Origin of the sequence: Methyloversatilis sp. RAC08 (assembly GCF_001713355.1) — a bacterium.
In the GTDB taxonomy this organism is placed as follows: Bacteria; Pseudomonadota; Gammaproteobacteria; order Burkholderiales; family Rhodocyclaceae; genus Methyloversatilis.
The window spans coordinates 2,971,598-2,987,742 of sequence record NZ_CP016448.1 but is presented as its reverse complement, the minus strand read 5'-3'; the positions used below and the strand labels follow the sequence as shown (position 1 = coordinate 2,987,742).

At 66.6% G+C, this 16,145-nt stretch carries 13 protein-coding genes; 6 read left to right on the top strand and 7 right to left on the bottom strand.

Going from position 1 to position 16,145, the window contains the following annotated elements; genetic code table 11:
• Positions 1 to 103: 103 nt before the first annotated feature.
• The 5 genes from dusB to hemF all read left to right on the top strand — a co-directional run bounded on the left by dusB (position 104) and on the right by hemF (position 5,340).
• Complete coding sequence (gene dusB, locus BSY238_RS13725) at positions 104 to 1,138, top strand: tRNA dihydrouridine synthase DusB (protein WP_069039636.1); 1,035 nt, start codon at positions 104 to 106, stop codon at positions 1,136 to 1,138.
• Between the two features lie 49 nt (positions 1,139 to 1,187).
• A complete protein-coding gene (locus tag BSY238_RS13720; protein WP_069039635.1) occupies positions 1,188 to 1,424 on the top strand; it encodes a helix-turn-helix domain-containing protein in 237 nt (78 codons plus the stop codon).
• A 65-nt stretch (positions 1,425 to 1,489) separates the two neighbouring features.
• Positions 1,490 to 3,079, top strand: a complete 1,590-nt coding sequence (gene purH, locus BSY238_RS13715; RefSeq protein WP_069039634.1) for a bifunctional phosphoribosylaminoimidazolecarboxamide formyltransferase/IMP cyclohydrolase — start codon at positions 1,490 to 1,492, stop codon at positions 3,077 to 3,079.
• Positions 3,080 to 3,157: 78 nt separating this feature from the next.
• A complete protein-coding gene (gene purD / locus BSY238_RS13710; RefSeq protein ID WP_069039633.1) occupies positions 3,158 to 4,420 on the top strand; it encodes a phosphoribosylamine--glycine ligase in 1,263 nt (420 codons plus the stop codon).
• Positions 4,417 to 5,340: an oxygen-dependent coproporphyrinogen oxidase gene (gene hemF / locus BSY238_RS13705; protein ID WP_069039632.1), complete on the top strand. Its 924-nt coding sequence runs from the start codon at positions 4,417 to 4,419 to the stop codon at positions 5,338 to 5,340. The genes purD and hemF overlap by 4 nt, the downstream gene beginning before the upstream one ends.
• 918 nt (positions 5,341 to 6,258) lie before the next feature.
• On the opposite strand, the gene BSY238_RS13700 is transcribed toward hemF, so the two are convergent.
• From BSY238_RS13700 to hemC, 7 genes are all read right to left on the bottom strand, one after another.
• On the bottom strand, positions 6,259 to 6,891 hold the full coding sequence (locus BSY238_RS13700) for an OmpW/AlkL family protein (RefSeq protein WP_069039631.1): 633 nt from the start codon (positions 6,889 to 6,891) through the stop codon (positions 6,259 to 6,261).
• A 76-nt stretch (positions 6,892 to 6,967) separates the two neighbouring features.
• Positions 6,968 to 8,017 (bottom strand): M48 family metallopeptidase, encoded by a 1,050-nt coding sequence (locus BSY238_RS13695; RefSeq protein ID WP_069039630.1) that lies wholly within the window; start codon positions 8,015 to 8,017, stop codon positions 6,968 to 6,970.
• The gene (locus BSY238_RS13690) at positions 7,998 to 9,065 is read right to left on the bottom strand and encodes a YjgN family protein (protein ID WP_069039629.1); all 1,068 of its coding nucleotides are present in this window, start codon (positions 9,063 to 9,065) and stop codon (positions 7,998 to 8,000) included. The genes BSY238_RS13695 and BSY238_RS13690 overlap by 20 nt, the downstream gene beginning before the upstream one ends.
• 52 nt (positions 9,066 to 9,117) lie before the next feature.
• Positions 9,118 to 10,281 carry a heme biosynthesis HemY N-terminal domain-containing protein gene (locus tag BSY238_RS13685; RefSeq protein WP_069039628.1) on the bottom strand — a complete coding sequence of 388 codons (1,164 nt, stop codon included), beginning with the start codon at positions 10,279 to 10,281 and terminating at the stop codon, positions 9,118 to 9,120.
• The gene (locus BSY238_RS13680; RefSeq protein WP_223300140.1) at positions 10,281 to 11,339 is read right to left on the bottom strand and encodes a uroporphyrinogen-III C-methyltransferase; all 1,059 of its coding nucleotides are present in this window, start codon (positions 11,337 to 11,339) and stop codon (positions 10,281 to 10,283) included. The genes BSY238_RS13685 and BSY238_RS13680 overlap by 1 nt, the downstream gene beginning before the upstream one ends.
• Positions 11,340 to 11,368: 29 nt before the next feature.
• Positions 11,369 to 12,172 carry a uroporphyrinogen-III synthase gene (locus BSY238_RS13675; RefSeq protein WP_069039626.1) on the bottom strand — a complete coding sequence of 268 codons (804 nt, stop codon included), beginning with the start codon at positions 12,170 to 12,172 and terminating at the stop codon, positions 11,369 to 11,371.
• Positions 12,169 to 13,176: a hydroxymethylbilane synthase gene (gene hemC / locus BSY238_RS13670; protein ID WP_069039625.1), complete on the bottom strand. Its 1,008-nt coding sequence runs from the start codon at positions 13,174 to 13,176 to the stop codon at positions 12,169 to 12,171. The genes BSY238_RS13675 and hemC overlap by 4 nt, the downstream gene beginning before the upstream one ends.
• 183 nt (positions 13,177 to 13,359) lie before the next feature.
• Between hemC and ppc the strand changes: the two genes are divergently transcribed.
• The gene (ppc, locus tag BSY238_RS13665) at positions 13,360 to 16,143 is read left to right on the top strand and encodes a phosphoenolpyruvate carboxylase (protein WP_069040691.1); all 2,784 of its coding nucleotides are present in this window, start codon (positions 13,360 to 13,362) and stop codon (positions 16,141 to 16,143) included.
• Positions 16,144 to 16,145 lie beyond the last annotated feature (2 nt).

Here is a 16,145-nt window from a genome sequence, read left to right as displayed (position 1 = left end):
CCGACCGAAAATTCGACCGCATTTGCGTGACGGACACGCTTCGCCGCAGCCGCGCATCGGGTTAGAATCGCGCCCCTGTTCGTCTGCAATGCCCCCGCACCCCATGCACTTCGTCGGCTTCAACCTGCGAAACAACCTGTTCGTCGCGCCCATGGCCGGCGTGACCGACCGCCCTTTCCGCCAACTTTGCAAGAAGCTGGGCGCAGGGCTGGCCGTATCCGAAATGGTGACGTCGAATTCGCTGCTGTACGGCAGCGCGAAGACGCAGCGGCGTGCCAACCACGACGGCGAAGTGGCGCCGATTTCGGTGCAGATCGCCGGTGCCGATCCGAAGATGATGGGTGACGCGGCGCGTCACAACGTCGATCGCGGCGCACAGATCATCGACATCAACATGGGCTGTCCGGCCAAGAAGATCTGCAACGTGATGGCCGGTTCGGCGCTGATGCAGGACGAGCCGCTGGTCGAACGCATTCTCGAAGCGGTCGTGCGGGCGGTGCCGGACACCCCGGTCACGCTGAAGATGCGCACCGGCTGGAACCGCGACAACAGGAACGCCCCGATGCTGGCGCGCGTGGCCGAACAGTGCGGCATCCGCGCGCTGGCCATCCACGGTCGCACGCGCGCCGACCAATACACCGGACAGGCCGAATACGACACCATCCGCGCGGTCAAGGCCGCGGTGAACATTCCGGTGATCGCCAATGGCGACATCACGACGCCGCAGAAGGCGCGCGATGTGCTCGCCATCAGCGGCGCCGACGGCGTCATGGTCGGGCGCGCTGCGCAGGGCCGGCCATGGATCTTCCGCGAGATCGAACACTTCCTGGCCACCGGCGAGCTGCTGGCGCCGCCCGAAGTTTCGGAAATCCATCGCGTGTGCCGCGAACACATTGAAGACCTGTACGGTTTCTACGGCATCGAGTCCGGCGTGCGCATCGCGCGCAAGCACATCTCCTGGTACACCAAGGGGCTGATCGGTTCAGCCGCCTTCCGCCACGCGATGAACCAGCTCGAAGGCACCGACCGGCAACTGGCGGCAATCGACGAATTCTTCGGCCGCATGGCGGCCGACAACCATCGTCTGGCCTACGAGCCGGGTGCACTGGACGAACACGCGCAGGAACTGGCCGCCTGATCGCTTAACAGGGCGACGGAGCAGGCCGGACCATCAGGGAGATGCCGCCATGAGCGGACGGAGTGATATTGCCGAGTGCATCCGCCATTCGCTGGAACGCTATTTCCAGGATCTGGATGGCGAAGCCGCAAGCGGCATTTACGACATGGTGCTCAGACAGATGGAGCGACCGATGCTTGAAGTGGTGATGCGCGAAGCCGAAGGCAACCAGACACGCGCCGCCGACATGCTGGGCATGAACCGCAACACCCTGCGGTGCAAGCTCAACGATCACGGCATGATCTAGCCGGATCCGGCCTGTTCCACTCCGCCCCTTCCCGCCCATCCCCCAACCCCCTCCCGGAAAAGCGCATGAAGATACAGCGTGCATTGATCAGCGTGTCCGACAAGACCGGCATCGTTGAATTCGCCACCGCCCTCTCCGGGCTCGGCGTCGAGTTGCTGTCCACCGGCGGCACGGCCGCGCTGCTGGCGAAAGCCGGACTGAAGGTGACCGAGGTGGCCGAACACACCGGCTTTCCGGAAATGCTCGACGGCCGCGTCAAGACGCTGCATCCGCGCATCCACGGCGGCCTGCTGGCGCGGCGTGAGGTCGATGCGCACATGCAGGCGCTGGCCGAACATGACATTCCGGTCATCGACCTGCTGGTGGTGAATCTCTATCCGTTCGAAGCAACGGTTGCCAAGCCCGGCTGCACGCTGGAAGACGCCATCGAGAACATCGACATCGGCGGCCCTGCCATGGTGCGCTCGGCGGCCAAGAACTGGCGCGGCGTCGGCGTTCTGACCGATGCCGGACAGTATCCCTGCGTGCTCGAAGAGCTGCGCAGCTCGGGCACGCTGTCCGAGGCCACGCTGTTCGCCCTGTCGGTGGCGGCGTTCAACCGCATTTCGAATTACGACGCGGCGATCAGCGACTACCTGTCTTCCCTCAACCCGGATGGCACGCGCGCCGAGTTTCCTGCGCAGTCCAACGGCCGCTTCGTCAAGGTGCAGGACCTGCGCTATGGCGAGAACCCGCACCAACGCGCCGCCTTCTACCGCGACCTGTACCCGGCGCCGGGTTCGCTGGTCAGTGCGAAGCAGCTGCAGGGCAAGGAGCTGTCGTACAACAACATCGCCGACAGCGACGCCGCATGGGAATGCGTCAAGAGCTTCGAAACCGGCGCCTGCGTCATCGTCAAGCATGCCAACCCCTGTGGCGTGGCACTCGGCGCCACGACGCTCGAAGCCTACCGCAAGGCGCTCGCCACCGACCCCACTTCGGCCTTCGGCGGCATCATCGCGTTCAACCGTCCGGTTGATGCGGCGACCGCCGAAGCGGTCAGCAGCCAGTTTGTCGAAGTGCTGATGGCGCCCGCATTCGACGCGGCCGCGCTGGCGGTGCTGGCGGCCAAGGCCAATGTGCGCGTGCTGGAGATTGCGCTCGATGGCGTCGATCCGAAGGGCGCGAGTGCCTGGGCGCGCGGTCGCAATTCGCATGACGCGAAGCGCGTCGGTTCCGGTCTGCTGATCCAGACCGCCGACGAACCGGAATCGCTGGAAGGCCGGCTGAAAGTGGTCACGCAGCGTGCGCCGACCGACGCGGAAATGGCCGATCTCAGCTTCGCCTGGCGGGTGGCGATGTACGTGAAGTCCAATGCGATCGTGTATTGCCGCGACGGGGCGACAGTCGGTGTCGGCGCCGGACAGATGAGCCGCGTTGATTCGACACGCATCGCCCGCATCAAGGCGGAGAACGCCGGCCTGACGATCGCCGGTTCGGTGGTGGCGTCGGACGCCTTCTTCCCTTTCCGCGACGGCGTGGACGTGCTGGCCGAAGCCGGTGCGAAGGCCATCATCCAGCCGGGCGGCAGCATGCGCGACGAAGAGGTGATCGCGGCGGCGAACGAACACGGTCTGGCCATGGTGTTCACCGGCACGCGGCATTTCAGGCACTGATTTTCCGGACGGCAGCCGGACCGGGCCACAAGCCCGGGAGGCTGACAGCCGGCATGAACGGTTTTTCAAGGATTCATCATGAAGCTGCTGGTCATCGGTTCAGGCGGACGCGAACACGCGATAGCCTGGAAGCTGTCGCAAAGTCCGCGCGTGCAGAAGGTCTATGTGGCGCCCGGCAACGCCGGCACGGCAGTCGAACCCGGTCTGGAAAATCTGCCGATCACCGACTTCACCGAACTGATCAACTTCGTCGAAGGCGAAAACATCGCCTTCACCGTGGTCGGCCCGGAAGCGGCGCTGGCGGCCGGCGTGGTTGACTGTTTCCGTGTGCGCGGCCTGAAGATCTTCGGCCCGACCCGCAAGGCAGCCCAGCTCGAAAGTTCGAAGGACTTCGCCAAGCAGTTCATGGTCCGCGCCAGCATTCCCACCGCGCGCTACGAAACCTTCACCGACGCGGCGGCCGCGCATGCCTATGTCGATGCGATGGGCGCGCCCATCGTCATCAAGGCCGACGGGCTTGCGGCCGGCAAGGGCGTCGTGGTGGCGATGACGCTGACCGAGGCGCACGGCGCCATCGGCATGATGCTCGCCGACAACGAAAGCGGCCGGTCACGCGTCGTCATCGAGGAATTCCTGCAGGGCGAAGAAGCCAGCTTCATCGCCATGTGCGACGGCGTGACCGCGCTGCCGCTGGCCACCAGCCAGGACCACAAGCGGCTGCTCGATGGCGATGCCGGCCCGAATACCGGCGGCATGGGCGCCTACTCGCCGGCGCCAGTGGTCACGCCGGAAATCCACGCCCGCGTGATGCGCGAGGTGATCCAGCCGGTACTGACCGGCATGGCGCTGGATGGACTGCCTTTCACCGGCTTCCTGTATGCCGGCCTGATGATTTCACCGGATGGAGACGTCAAGGTGCTTGAATTCAACTGTCGCATGGGCGACCCGGAAACCCAGCCCATCATGATGCGGCTGAAGACCGACCTGGTCGATCTGATGGAAGCCGCGCTGGAAAACCGCCTGTCCGAAGCGCACACCGACTGGGACCGCCGCGTCGCCCTCGGCGTGGTCATGGCCTCGGCCGGCTACCCGGATGCCCCGCGCAAGGGTGACGCCATCGGCGGATTGCCGCCGGACACGGCGGAAAGCCATGTCTTTCACGCGGGTACGGCGGCGCAGGACGGTCAGGTCGTGACCGCCGGCGGCCGCGTGCTGTGCGTGACCACACTGGGTGACACGGTGAAGCAGGCGCAGCGTGCCGCCTATCTGCTGTGCGACAAGGTGCAGTTCGCCGGCATGCAGTTCCGCCGCGACATCGGCTATCGGGCGGCACGGCGATGAGCGCGCGGGCAGACGAGGTACGCAGCTGGCTGCTCGCACTGCAGGACCGCATCATCGACGGTCTGCAGGCGGCCGACGGCAAGCCCTTCATCACCGACGGCTGGGTGCGTGGCCCGGAAGAGCGCCTGCAGGGCGACGGGCGGACGCGGCTGGTCGAAGAAGGCAATGTCTTCGAGCGCGGCGGCTGCAATTTTTCGCATGTGCGCGGCCCCAACCTGCCGCCGTCAGCTTCGGCCAACCGGCCGGAACTGGCTGGCGCCTCGTTCGAGGCGATGGGCGTGTCGCTGGTGCTGCACCCGCGCAATCCCTACATTCCGACGGTGCACCTGAACGTGCGCTTCTTCACCGCGCAGCCGCCGTCCGGCGATGCGGTGTCGTGGTTCGGTGGCGGCATGGACCTGACGCCCTATTACGGCTTCGAAGAAGACGCCGCACATTTCCACCGCACCTGCCGCGACGCACTGGCCCCGTTCGGCGCCGACACCCATGCGCGCTACAAGCAGTGGTGCGACGAGTACTTCCACCTGAAGCACCGCAAGGAAGCGCGCGGCATCGGCGGCGTGTTCTTCGACGACCTCGGTGCCGACGGCGAAGTCAGCTTCGACCACGCATGGGGCATCACGCAGGCTATTGGCGACGCTTTCCTCGCCGCCTATCTGCCCATCGTCGAGCGCCGGCGCGACCTGCCGTACGGCGAACGCGAGCGCGATTTCCAGGCCTACCGGCGCGGCCGCTATGTCGAATTCAACCTGGTATTCGACCGCGGCACGCTGTTCGGCCTGCAATCGGGCGGCCGCACCGAATCCATCCTGATGTCGATGCCGCCGATCGTGAAGTGGCGCTACGACTGGCACCCGGAACCGGGCTCGCCGGAAGCAAAGCTCTACAGCGACTTCCTGCCCCCCAGGGAATGGGTGTAGCGGGGGTGAGGCAGGGGTTTCGCAGCGCATGCGCTGCACCTGCCGAACGGGCTGGCTGTGCAAAGCCAGCCTCCGTTCAACAAGCAAATTCGGCAAGCACTGCTTGCCGCCCGCGGAACCGGGCCGCTGTGCAAAGCGGCCCGTGGATGTAGCAGGGGTGAGGCAGGGGTTTCGCAGCGCATGCGCTGCGCCTGCCGAACGGGCTGGCTGTACAAAGCCAGCCTCCGTTCAACAAGCAAATTCGGCAAGCACGGCTCGCCGCCTGCGGAACCGGGCCGCTGTGCAAAGCGGCCCGTGGATGTAGCAGGGGTGAGGCAGGGGTTTCGCAGCGCATGCGCTGCGCCTGCCGAACGGGCTGGCTGTACAAAGCCAGCCTCCGTTCAACAAGCAAATTCGGCAAGCACTGCTTGCCGCCCGCGGAACCGGGCCGCTGTGCAAAGCGGCCCGTGGATGTAGCAGGGGTGAGGCAGGGGTTTCGCAGCGCATGCGCTGCGCCTGCCGAACGGGCTGGCTGTACAAAGCCAGCCTCCGTTCAACAAGCAAATTCGGCAAGCACGGCTCGCCGCCTGCGGAACCGGGCCACTGTGCAAAGCGGCCCGTGGATGTTGCAGGGGTTTGTGGGAGCGGCGGCCTCGCCGCGATCGTGCGGCGATGGTCGCTGATCGAAGTGAGAATCGCGGCGAGGCCGCCGCTCCCACAGGCCGCTCTCACAGGCCGACCCGCGCCATGCTGACTGACTGCCGTGCAGCGCCCAAAAAAAACGGGCACCTCGCAAGGCGCCCGAACCGGGACCACAGGAAGAACTCTTCAGGGTCTTTCGACCATGCACCGTAAGCGACGACGCATGGTCGAAAGACCCTGCACCCGCCCGCTCTGCCCGGCGCTTGTGGCCCCGGGCAGGCAGTCAGGCAGTGCTACTCAGAACCGGTAACCGACACCGACGCCGATCAGGATGGGATCGATGTCCAGCTTGGTTACCTTGGTACCGGCACCCTTGACGAAGATGTCGGTATCGATGGTCACGTACTTCACGTCGAGATTCAGGAACCACTTCGGCGCGATCTGGTAATCCACGCCGATCTGTGCCGCGAAGCCGAAGCTGCTGCGGTCGATGCGCAGCGGCACGCTGCCGCCGAGCACGGTGCCCGCATCCAGATCGACGCTGGAGAAGCGCGTGTAGTTCGCACCCAGACCGACGTAGGGACGGATGGTCCCGGTCGGATTGAAGTGGTACTGCAGCGTCAGCGTCGGCGGCAGATGCTTGACCGAACCGATGCCGGTGCCGCCGAGTTCGACGTCGTGCTTCTGCGGATACGTCAGAATCAGCTCGGCCGCGATGTTCGGCGTGAAGAAATAGGTGATGTCGACTTCCGGAAAGGTCTTGTTTTCCGCTTCGACGTCGATCGGCAGGCCGAGACCACCGGAATTGCCGTTGTCGACATTCATGTGCAGTGCGCGCACGCGCACCATCCAGTCGCCCTCTTCAGCTGCCTGTGCGACACCCGCCACTGCTGCCAGTGCTGCCACGCCCATCCACTTGATTGCCTTCATTTTCTGCTCCGGGGAATTGAAACTGCATGTGTTTGACGCAGTATCCGCGAAGCCAGAAACCCCACATTGATCAGGGTCAATGGATGATAAAGTCCTTGCCGCGCAGCCGCGCGATGCGTTCGGCGGTATCCGGATGGCTGGACAACCAGCCCATCGGCCCGGAACGGCTCGCCAGGCCCTCGCCGTGTGAAGCGGCCAGCTTCTCCAGCATACCGGCCAGCAATTCGGGCGACTGTCCGCGGGCAAGCAGCAGTTTCACGGCAAAATCGTCGGCCTCGCGTTCCATGTCACGCGAATAGCCCGCCTGTACCAGCGCCGTCGGAGCGGTGGCCAGCAGACTGCTGATGTCGCCCAGATACCAGGCCATGAACAGTGCGGTCGCCGAGCCCTGCAACAGCATGCGCACGCCGTGGCGCTGCTGCACATGCCCCAGTTCGTGCGTCAGCACGGCCAGCACCGGTGCGTCAGCCCCGGCCAGCGCAACCAGTTCGTCGGTGACGATGAGCGTGCCGTCGGGCAGCGCAAACGCATTGGCGCCCAGTTGCCCGCCGCTGCGGAACAGCAGCGTATGCGCGATGGGCCGACCATCGACCGACGCCACCGCCGAGAGCGCCTCGCGCAGCGCCTGCTGGCGCGCCGATGGCAAGGTCGTCGGACGGGTCAGCGCCTGGTCCAGCCATTCGAGCGTGCGCGCCGACAGCGCGGTCAGCGCGCTGTCGGGTATCAGCGGCGCGGCGGCGCGAGCCCCCCAGGGCAGTCCGTACTGCAGGATGAGCCAGACCGACAGCAGCAACGCCGACAGCATGACCACCACCATGCGCGGCTGGAATGCCCAGCGCACGACTGCTGCATCGCGATGGCCGGTGGCCGCGAGCAGGCGCGCCAGTTCGGCGTGATCGCGCACTTCCAGGTGGGCGCCGTCGGCAAAGCTGATCAGACGCGCGGCATCGCCCATCGGCTCGGACACGCGCAGTGCGGGCAGCGGCTCTCTGCGCGACACCTGATCGCCCTCGACATGCAGCACGCCATCGGTCACGCCCAGCGTGACGATGTGCGCCCGCGCGCTGCGGCCGTCGAAATACAGCCCGGCGACGCCGGTCGCCGGATCAGAGGGCGATGTCGACATCGAACAGGTCCGCGGCTTCCTCGCCGGTGGCCGCGGCATCCTGCGCCTGGCCGGCAATGAAATCATCGAGCGGACCGGCGCACAGCATCGTGACGCTCTGCAGCCGGTAGCGCGCCAGCCGGATGGCCGCGAACGGCAGGAAAAGGCCCAGCGTGCACACGACGCCGATCAGGTTGGTCAGCATGATCACGTACAGCCGGCGCGCACTGACCGTCGACTCGAAGCGGTGACCGTCGAGCTGCATGTGGTTCCACACCAGGTTCTGCAGGCGCGCCGACAGATAGGGCTGGACGAACAGCAGAAGCAGGATGAACAGCAGCGGCGCCAGTGCGAATACCGCCGGATTGCCGTCGGCCAGCGTCCCGAGCAGCGCACCGATGGCCGCCATTCCAGCGAGCACGACCGCGATCGCCGCGCCATAGATGCGGTAGTAGGCGCCCACCGGCGCGTCGATGGCGAAGCGTGCGCTGCCGAAGCGCGCATGGTTGAACTGGTAGGCCTTCATGCGCTGGTGCCACATCGGCCCCAGCAGATACAGCGTCAGCACGCTGAAGATCGGCCACTTCAAAAAGACCGAATAGGCGCCACCGGTACCGCCGTCGAAACCGAAACGAAGGCCGCGCCAGCTGGAGTAATGCGCCCGGAAGCGCAGCGAACGCATCAGCAGTGCCGGCATGACAGCCGCCAGCGCAACCGCGACCGCGATGCCGGCGATGATGGAAAACTGGAACGACACGTTGTAGGCCAGCAGCAGCACGAAGCCGATGACCCGACCCTTGAGGATGGCACGCGGATCGCCGTGATAATCGAAGGCCGCCCCGCCGAGCGTCGTGTGGCGGTAGAAATACTGCAGCCGCCTGACCTTGGCCCAGGCCGAATAGATGCCGAGCGTGAGCAGCGTCAGCACCAGATTGACGATCCAGATGCCGAAGTACTCGCCACCGCGGCCGGAAAACGCGATCGGCTCGCGCTGCAGCGCCGGCGCGCCGGCGGCGAAGGGATTGCCGCCGGCCGTTTCGGCCGGGGCGTGTTCGAACGGATTGTTCATGATGGATGGGCAAAAAGCGGAATGACCGAATCATGCCAGATGGCATGACGGTTCAACCCATCAGCGCCGCCGAGCGGAAATGGCTGCGCGCATCCTCGCCGCGGTCGAGATGTTCGTGCAGCAGCGCCAGTTCGACATGCACGCCGCGCGTCGGCTGCACGGCCAGTGCCGCTTCGAGATAGCTCTGTGCCTTGCCCCACAGCTGCTGCGTGCGGCACAGGCGGCCCAGAGCGAGCAGCAGGCCGGCATCACCCGGATGCACGCGCAACCAGGCTTCGGCGCGACCGATGCGGGCCTGCACATCGCTGCCGTCGGTTTCGGCGTACAGCACGACCAGTGCGGAATCCCATTCGCGGTCGAGCTGCGCCTCGATCAGCTTGCGCGCCTGCGCTTGCTGACCATCGGCGATCAGCGCTTCGCACATGGCGCGTACCACCTGCGCATCCTCACGCTCAAGCGCGGGCAGATCGCGCCAGTAGGCGTCGAGATCAGACGGATCGGCGTCGCGCAGCGCGCCCATGTGCGCCTGCCGGCGCACCGGCGCGGCCTGCTCCGGCGTCAGCGCACGATGCTTCTGGAGCAGGCGTACCACGCGCAGCAGGCCGACCCAGTCGCCCAGACCACGGCGCGCGCGCATCGCCAGACGCAGCGCCGCCACATGGCGCTGACCGCCGGATTGCAGCGCGTCGATACGGGTGAGCGCGTCGGCGAAATCGCGTCGGTCAGTCAGGATGCCCGCTTCGGTCATCAGGCGGGCGGTGCGCAGATCCTCGTGCTGCGACGCCTGAGCCAACCAGGCGTCGACCTGATCGGATTCACGCATTTCATGCGCCGCGCGGGCGCCGATCAGGGCAGCCAGTCCGGGTGACTCGCCGCCTTCTACCGCCACCTTGGCACTGCGCTGCGCCTGTCCGTAACGACCTTCGAAATACAGCCGAGCCGAATCGCGCAGCGCGGTGACCGCACGCTGACGCCGCTGTCGCAGGCGGTAGCGGCGCGCGCGCGCCGGCATGCGCAGCAGGGCGTCGATGAAATGGAACAGGCTGTACAGCGCAGCGACGCCAAGCAGCAGCACGACGATGAAGAAATTCAGCGACAGCTCGATGCGCCAGGGCGACCACTGCAGCAGCACGAAGCCGTCGTTCTCGCGTGCCGCGATCACCAGGCCGACCGCCAGCACACACAGGCCGAGCAGCCAGAGCAGCAGGCGCACCATCAGTTCGCCCCCTCGCGCACGACCGGCACGCGCTGACGGCTGGCCTTCAGCTGCGCCAGCGCGCTCATCGATTCGTTCAGATCGGGCAGCGCCTCACCAGGATCGACCATGCCGAGCTGGCGCAATGTGGTCAATGCGTTTTCGGTGGCGCGCGCGCGGGTGTCGAAGTAGCGCTCCACCCACTCGCCGGCCAGACGGATGTCTTCGCGCCAGATCACGCCGTTGCGCTGCAGCAGCGCAATGCGCGCATTGACCAGGCGCAGCTTCAGGTTCTCGCGCAGGAAAAAACTGTGGGAGGGCGCCAGCAGCACCGGATCCGGGCGATCCAGTCGCTCGACCCGGACCAGCTGGCGGAACTCGCCCCAGATGTCCTGCAGCAAGCGATCGAAGAAGGTCTGGTCGGCCGCCGAAGCAGCTGGCGGCGCAGGCGCTTCCGAGGGGGAACGCTCGAACGCCAGCGGCAGCGTGTCGATGGCCGCCAGCAAGCTGTCGATGCGCAGCGCCTGTCCGGCCAGATCGGCCATCGGCGCGCGGCGCAGGCGCTCCATGTCATTGGCCATGGCGCGCCGCAGCGGCAGATAGCGGCCGGTGTCGCTGCGCGCCAGCTGGGCCTCGGCGTTGGAGAGCGCCTTGAGCGCCAGTTTGGCGTCGCCAGCCAGCTGCAGCTGCTGCTGGCCGAGCACCAGCGCATGCTCGACCTCGGCCAGTGCGCGCTCGTCGTAGGTGCGCACCAGATCGTCCGCCAGAAACTCGTAGGCGTCGATGCGCGCGCGCAGTTCGGACAGTTGCGCTTCCTGGCTGCCCAGGCGCTCGCCATGGCTGGCCATGCCTTCGGCACCCTGTTCGTTCGCGCGGCTCGCTTCAACCGCCTGCGCACCCACTGCCGCCACCCGCTTGTTCAGTTCGGCTTCGAGCACGCGCATGCGCTGCATCATGAAGAAACTGAGCAGGCCGAACACGATCAGCACGAACACGACAACCGGCAGCAGCCAGCCAGGCAGGCGGGTTGCGGGCGCGGCCGGGACGTCGATCCGGCCCGGGTTCGCTGCGGGTGGCATAGGTACTGCTGAATTCGGGGAGGGGTCTGTCATGTCGATTCGGTGGAGACGTGCTGCGAAAAGTAATCGGTCAGGCCGGCCATCAGGCCGGCGTCGCTGGCGGCAGTTTCGATCACCCGCGTGAAACCCTGCTCCACTGCATGTTCCGCGATGCGCGCGTGCGGTACGAACAGCGGCAGGCCGCACAGCCGCGCGAAACAATCCGGTGTCGCGAGCGCACGCAGATTGCGCACCGATTCGGACGAGGTGAGGGTCAATGCATGCAGCCGGCCGGCCATCACCGCTTCGTGCAGCATGCCGGCGCCTTCGGTCGGCGCACGTCGACGGTAACAGGTGACGTGGTCAACCGATGCGCCGCGTTCGCGCAGCGTGTCGCCGAGCAGTTCGCGACCGCCGTCGCCGCGGAAAATCAGCACCTGGCGGCCCGACAGTGCGGCGGCCGACAACTCCGGCAACGCCAGCAGCGCCTCGGAGTCGGAGCGGCCGTGCGGCACGATGACCCGAACTATGCCGCGCGCGCGCAGCGCCTGCGCCGACTGCTCGCCCACGGTGGCAGCGGGCAGCGCCGCCGGCCACGGGTGCAGCGGCAGCATCACGTCGAGCGCATGCGCCACCGCGTTCGCGCTGACGAAGATGGCCAGCGCGAGCGTGTCGAGCTGACCGGCGGCGTCGGCGACCGCCTGCACATCGTCCAGCGGTTCGATGTCGATCAGCGGCAGCAGCAGCGGCTCACCGCCGGCTGCGCGGATCGCCTCGCCCAGCGCAGCCGCCTGGGCGCGCGGGCGGGTGACCAGCACACGGCGTCCGGCCAGCGCGCTGCCTGCCCCGGTCATCGAGTGTCCAGGGCGTCGAGGATGTCCTGCGCGCCGTCGGCACGCAGCAGCGCCACGCATTCGGCAGCCAGTTCGTCCGGCTGGGCGATGTTGCCGCGCACTTCGGCGGCGGCGATGCGCGTGCCATCCGGCAGGGCCACCCGGGCGCGCAGCCACAGCGCGCCGCCATCGACCACGCAATACGCCGCAAGCGGCACTTCGCAGGACCCGGCCAGTGCGCGCGACACCGATCGTTCGGCACGCACGCAAGCCTGCGACGGTCCGCATACCAGCGGTGCCAGCCAGGCAGCCACTTCCGGCCGCGACGACAGCGCCTCGATGCCGAGCGCGCCCTGGCCCGCTGCCGGCAGCGACAGCTCGACCGGAATGGTCGCGCGGATGCGATCGCCGAGGCCGAGCCGCTTCAACCCGGCAGCGGCAAGAATGATCGCGTCGTACTGGCCTTCGTCGAGCTTGCGCAGCCGGGTATCGAGATTGCCGCGCAGGCTGGTCACCGCAAGGTAGGGAAAGTGAGCACGCAGCTGCGCCTCGCGACGCAGGCTGGAGGTACCGACCACGGCGCCCGGCGGCAGCTCGCCCAGATTGGCGTAACGCGACGACACGAAGGCGTCCTGAGGCGTTTCGCGCTCCAGCGTCGCCACCAGTGCGAATTCGTCGGCCAGTGTCATCGGCACGTCCTTCATCGAATGCACCGCCAGATCGGCGCGGCCTTCGAGCAAGGCGGCTTCGAGCTCCTTGACGAACAGGCCCTTGCCACCGACCTTGGCCAGCGGACGATCGAGAATCTGGTCGCCCCGTGTGGTCATGCCCAGGATGTCGACCTGGGTGCCGGGATACAGGGCGGACAATCTGTCACGCACGTGTTCCGCCTGCCACATCGCGAGCCGCGATTCGCGTGACGCAATCACGATGCGCGCGGGCTTCGGGTAAGCTTGGGTTTCATGCTGCGGGACGGGGTTCGACAGATCCGAAACCACGTTCTCCAGGCCGGCCGGGTAGTCCATGAGGGATAAGGGGGCGTGAGGTGAACACACCGCGCGCCGGCGTGATCAGGAGCCCCACCGGCTCCTGCAGACAGCGCGCGAAACGGCCTCGGATTCTAGCAGCCCTGAATGGAACGCACTGCCCCGCCAATGCCGGCCGGCAGCGTTGTTCCCGACCTGACCGATCTTCTGGAAGGATTGCACGTGAATCAACAGGCCCAGACGCCCGTTGCGACGCACGAACGCGCCGCACACGACAAGGACCAGCCGCTGTTCGACGATATCCGCCTGCTCGGCCGCATGCTGGGCGACGTGGTACGCGAGCAGGAAGGCAGCCGCATGTTCGAAATCATCGAGAACGTGCGCCAGCTGTGCGTGCGCTTCCGCCGCGATGACGACCTCGAAGCGCGCGCCGAACTGGCCAAGCTGCTGAACAGCCTGAGCGACGACGACACCATCATCGTGGTGCGCGCCTTCAGCTACTTCCTGCATCTGGCCAACATCGCGGAAGATCAGCATCACATCCGGCGCGCCCGGGCGCACGCCATCGCCGGCGACGCACCTCGGCCCGGTACGCTGGCCAATGCGCTGGGCAAGGCGCTCGACGCCAAGGTGCCGGCGGAAGAGATCCTCGGCTTCTTCCGCGACGCGCTGGTGGTGCCGGTGCTGACCGCGCATCCGACCGAGGTGCAGCGCAAGAGCATCCTCAGCCAGGAAATGAAGATTGCCCGGCTGATCGACGAGCGCGACCGCACCCGCCTGACCCCGGAAGAGCTGGCCGAACACGACGAAGCGGTGCGGCGCACCATCACTTCGCTGTGGCAGACCCGCATGCTGAGGCGCACCCGCCTTTCGGTCGCCGACGAGGTGATCAACGGGCTGTCCTTCTACGACTACACCTTCCTGCGCGAACTGCCGCGCGTCTACAACGCGGTCGAGGACCAGCTCGAAGCGGCCTTTCCGGAGCACAAGCGCGTCATCGGCAGCTTTCTGCGCATGGGCTCCTGGATCGGCGGCGACCGCGACGGCAACCCCTTCGTCACCGCCGACGTGCTGCGCTCGACGCTGCGCGTGCAGTCGGCCCGCGCGCTCGACTATTACCTGACGCAGGTGCACATCCTCGATACCGACCTGTGTTCGACGATGATGCTGAACAACGTCAGCGACGAATTGCGCGTGCTGGCCGCCACTGCACCGGACAAGTCGCCGCACCGCGAGGACGAACTGTACCGGCGCGCGCTGGCCGGCATCTATGCCCGGCTGGCCGCCACCGCGCGCACGCTCGACCAGCATGAGGCGCTGTGGAAGGCGGTCGGCGACGCCGATCCCTATCGCAACGCCGCCGAATTCGTGCGTGACCTCGACGTGATCCACGATTCGCTGATCGGCCACAAGTCGCGCCTGATCGCACGCGGCCGGTTGCGCCGCCTGCGCCACGCGGCACGCGTGTTCGGCTTCCATCTGGCTGCGCTCGACCTGCGGCAGAACTCCGATGTGCATGAGCGCGTGATCGCCGAACTGCTGGCCAACGCGCACGTGTGCAACAACTACCTCGAGCTGCGCGAAGAGCAGCGCATCGAGATATTGATCAACGAGCTGGGCACGCCGCGACCGCTGACTTCGAGTTTCATGCAGTTTTCGGAAGAGACCGCGGGCGAGCTGGCGATCGCCCGCACGGCGGCGCAGATGCATGCGCTGTACGGCCCGGAAGCGCTGCCGAACTACATCATTTCCAAGGCCGACGGCGTGTCCGACATGCTGGAAGTGGCGCTCATCCTGAAGGAAGTCGGGCTGCTGAACGTGCATGAGCGGCGCGCCGCGATGAACATCATTCCGCTGTTCGAAACCATCGGCGACCTGCGCAATGCACCGCGCGTGATGGACCGCATCTTCACCATCCCGATCTGGCGCGTGCTGCTCGACGCCCGCTCGACGACGCAGGAAGTGATGCTGGGCTATTCCGATTCGAACAAGGACGGCGGCTTCCTGACTTCGGGCTGGGAGCTTTACAAGGCGGAAACGAAGCTGGTGCAGGTGTTCAAACGGCACGGCGTGCGGCTGCGCCTGTTCCACGGTCGCGGCGGTTCGGTCGGCCGGGGTGGCGGGCCGAGCTTCCAGGCCATCCTTGCGCAGCCGGCCGGCGCGGTGCAGGGCCAGATCCGCGTCACCGAACAGGGCGAGGTGATCGCGTCAAAGTACTCCAACCCGGATGTCGGCCGCCGCAACCTGGAAGTGCTGGCCGCCGCCACCTTCGAGGCGACGCTGCTGGGCAAGCGCGAAGGCGATGCGCCGCCGGAATTCACCGACGCGATGGAAGAGCTGTCAGGCTATGCCTTCAAGGCCTACCGCAATCTGGTGTACGAAACCGAAGGTTTCGAGAAGTACTTCTGGGAATCGACGGTCATTTCGGAAATCGCCGAGCTGAACATCGGCTCGCGCCCGGCCTCGCGCAAGAAGGGCCAGAAGATCGAAGACCTGCGCGCGATTCCATGGGTGTTTTCGTGGTCGCAGTGCCGCCTCATGCTGCCCGGCTGGTACGGCTTCGGCACCGCGGTGAACGAATATCGCGCCAAGCACGCCGACGGTCTGGCGCGGCTGCAGGCCATCGTGCACGAGTGGCCCTTCTTCGCGACGCTGATTTCCAATATCGACATGGTGCTGTCGAAGACCGACATCGCGATCGCCAGCCGCTACGCCGAGCTGGTCGAGGACGAGGCGCTGCGCACGGCGATTTTCTCGCGCATCCGCGCCGAGTGGCAGGCCACGCTGGACGCGGTGAGCCAGATCACCGGCGCGCCGGAACTGCTGTCCACCAATCCGCTGCTTGCCCGCTCGATCCGCAATCGCTTCCCCTACATGGAGCCGCTGAACCACCTGCAGGTCGAACTGCTGCGCCGTTTCCGCAGCGGCAACCGCCACGAGCGCACGCGCCGGTCGATCCACTTGACGATCAACGGGGTGGCTGCGGCGCTGCGCAACAGCGGGTAGAT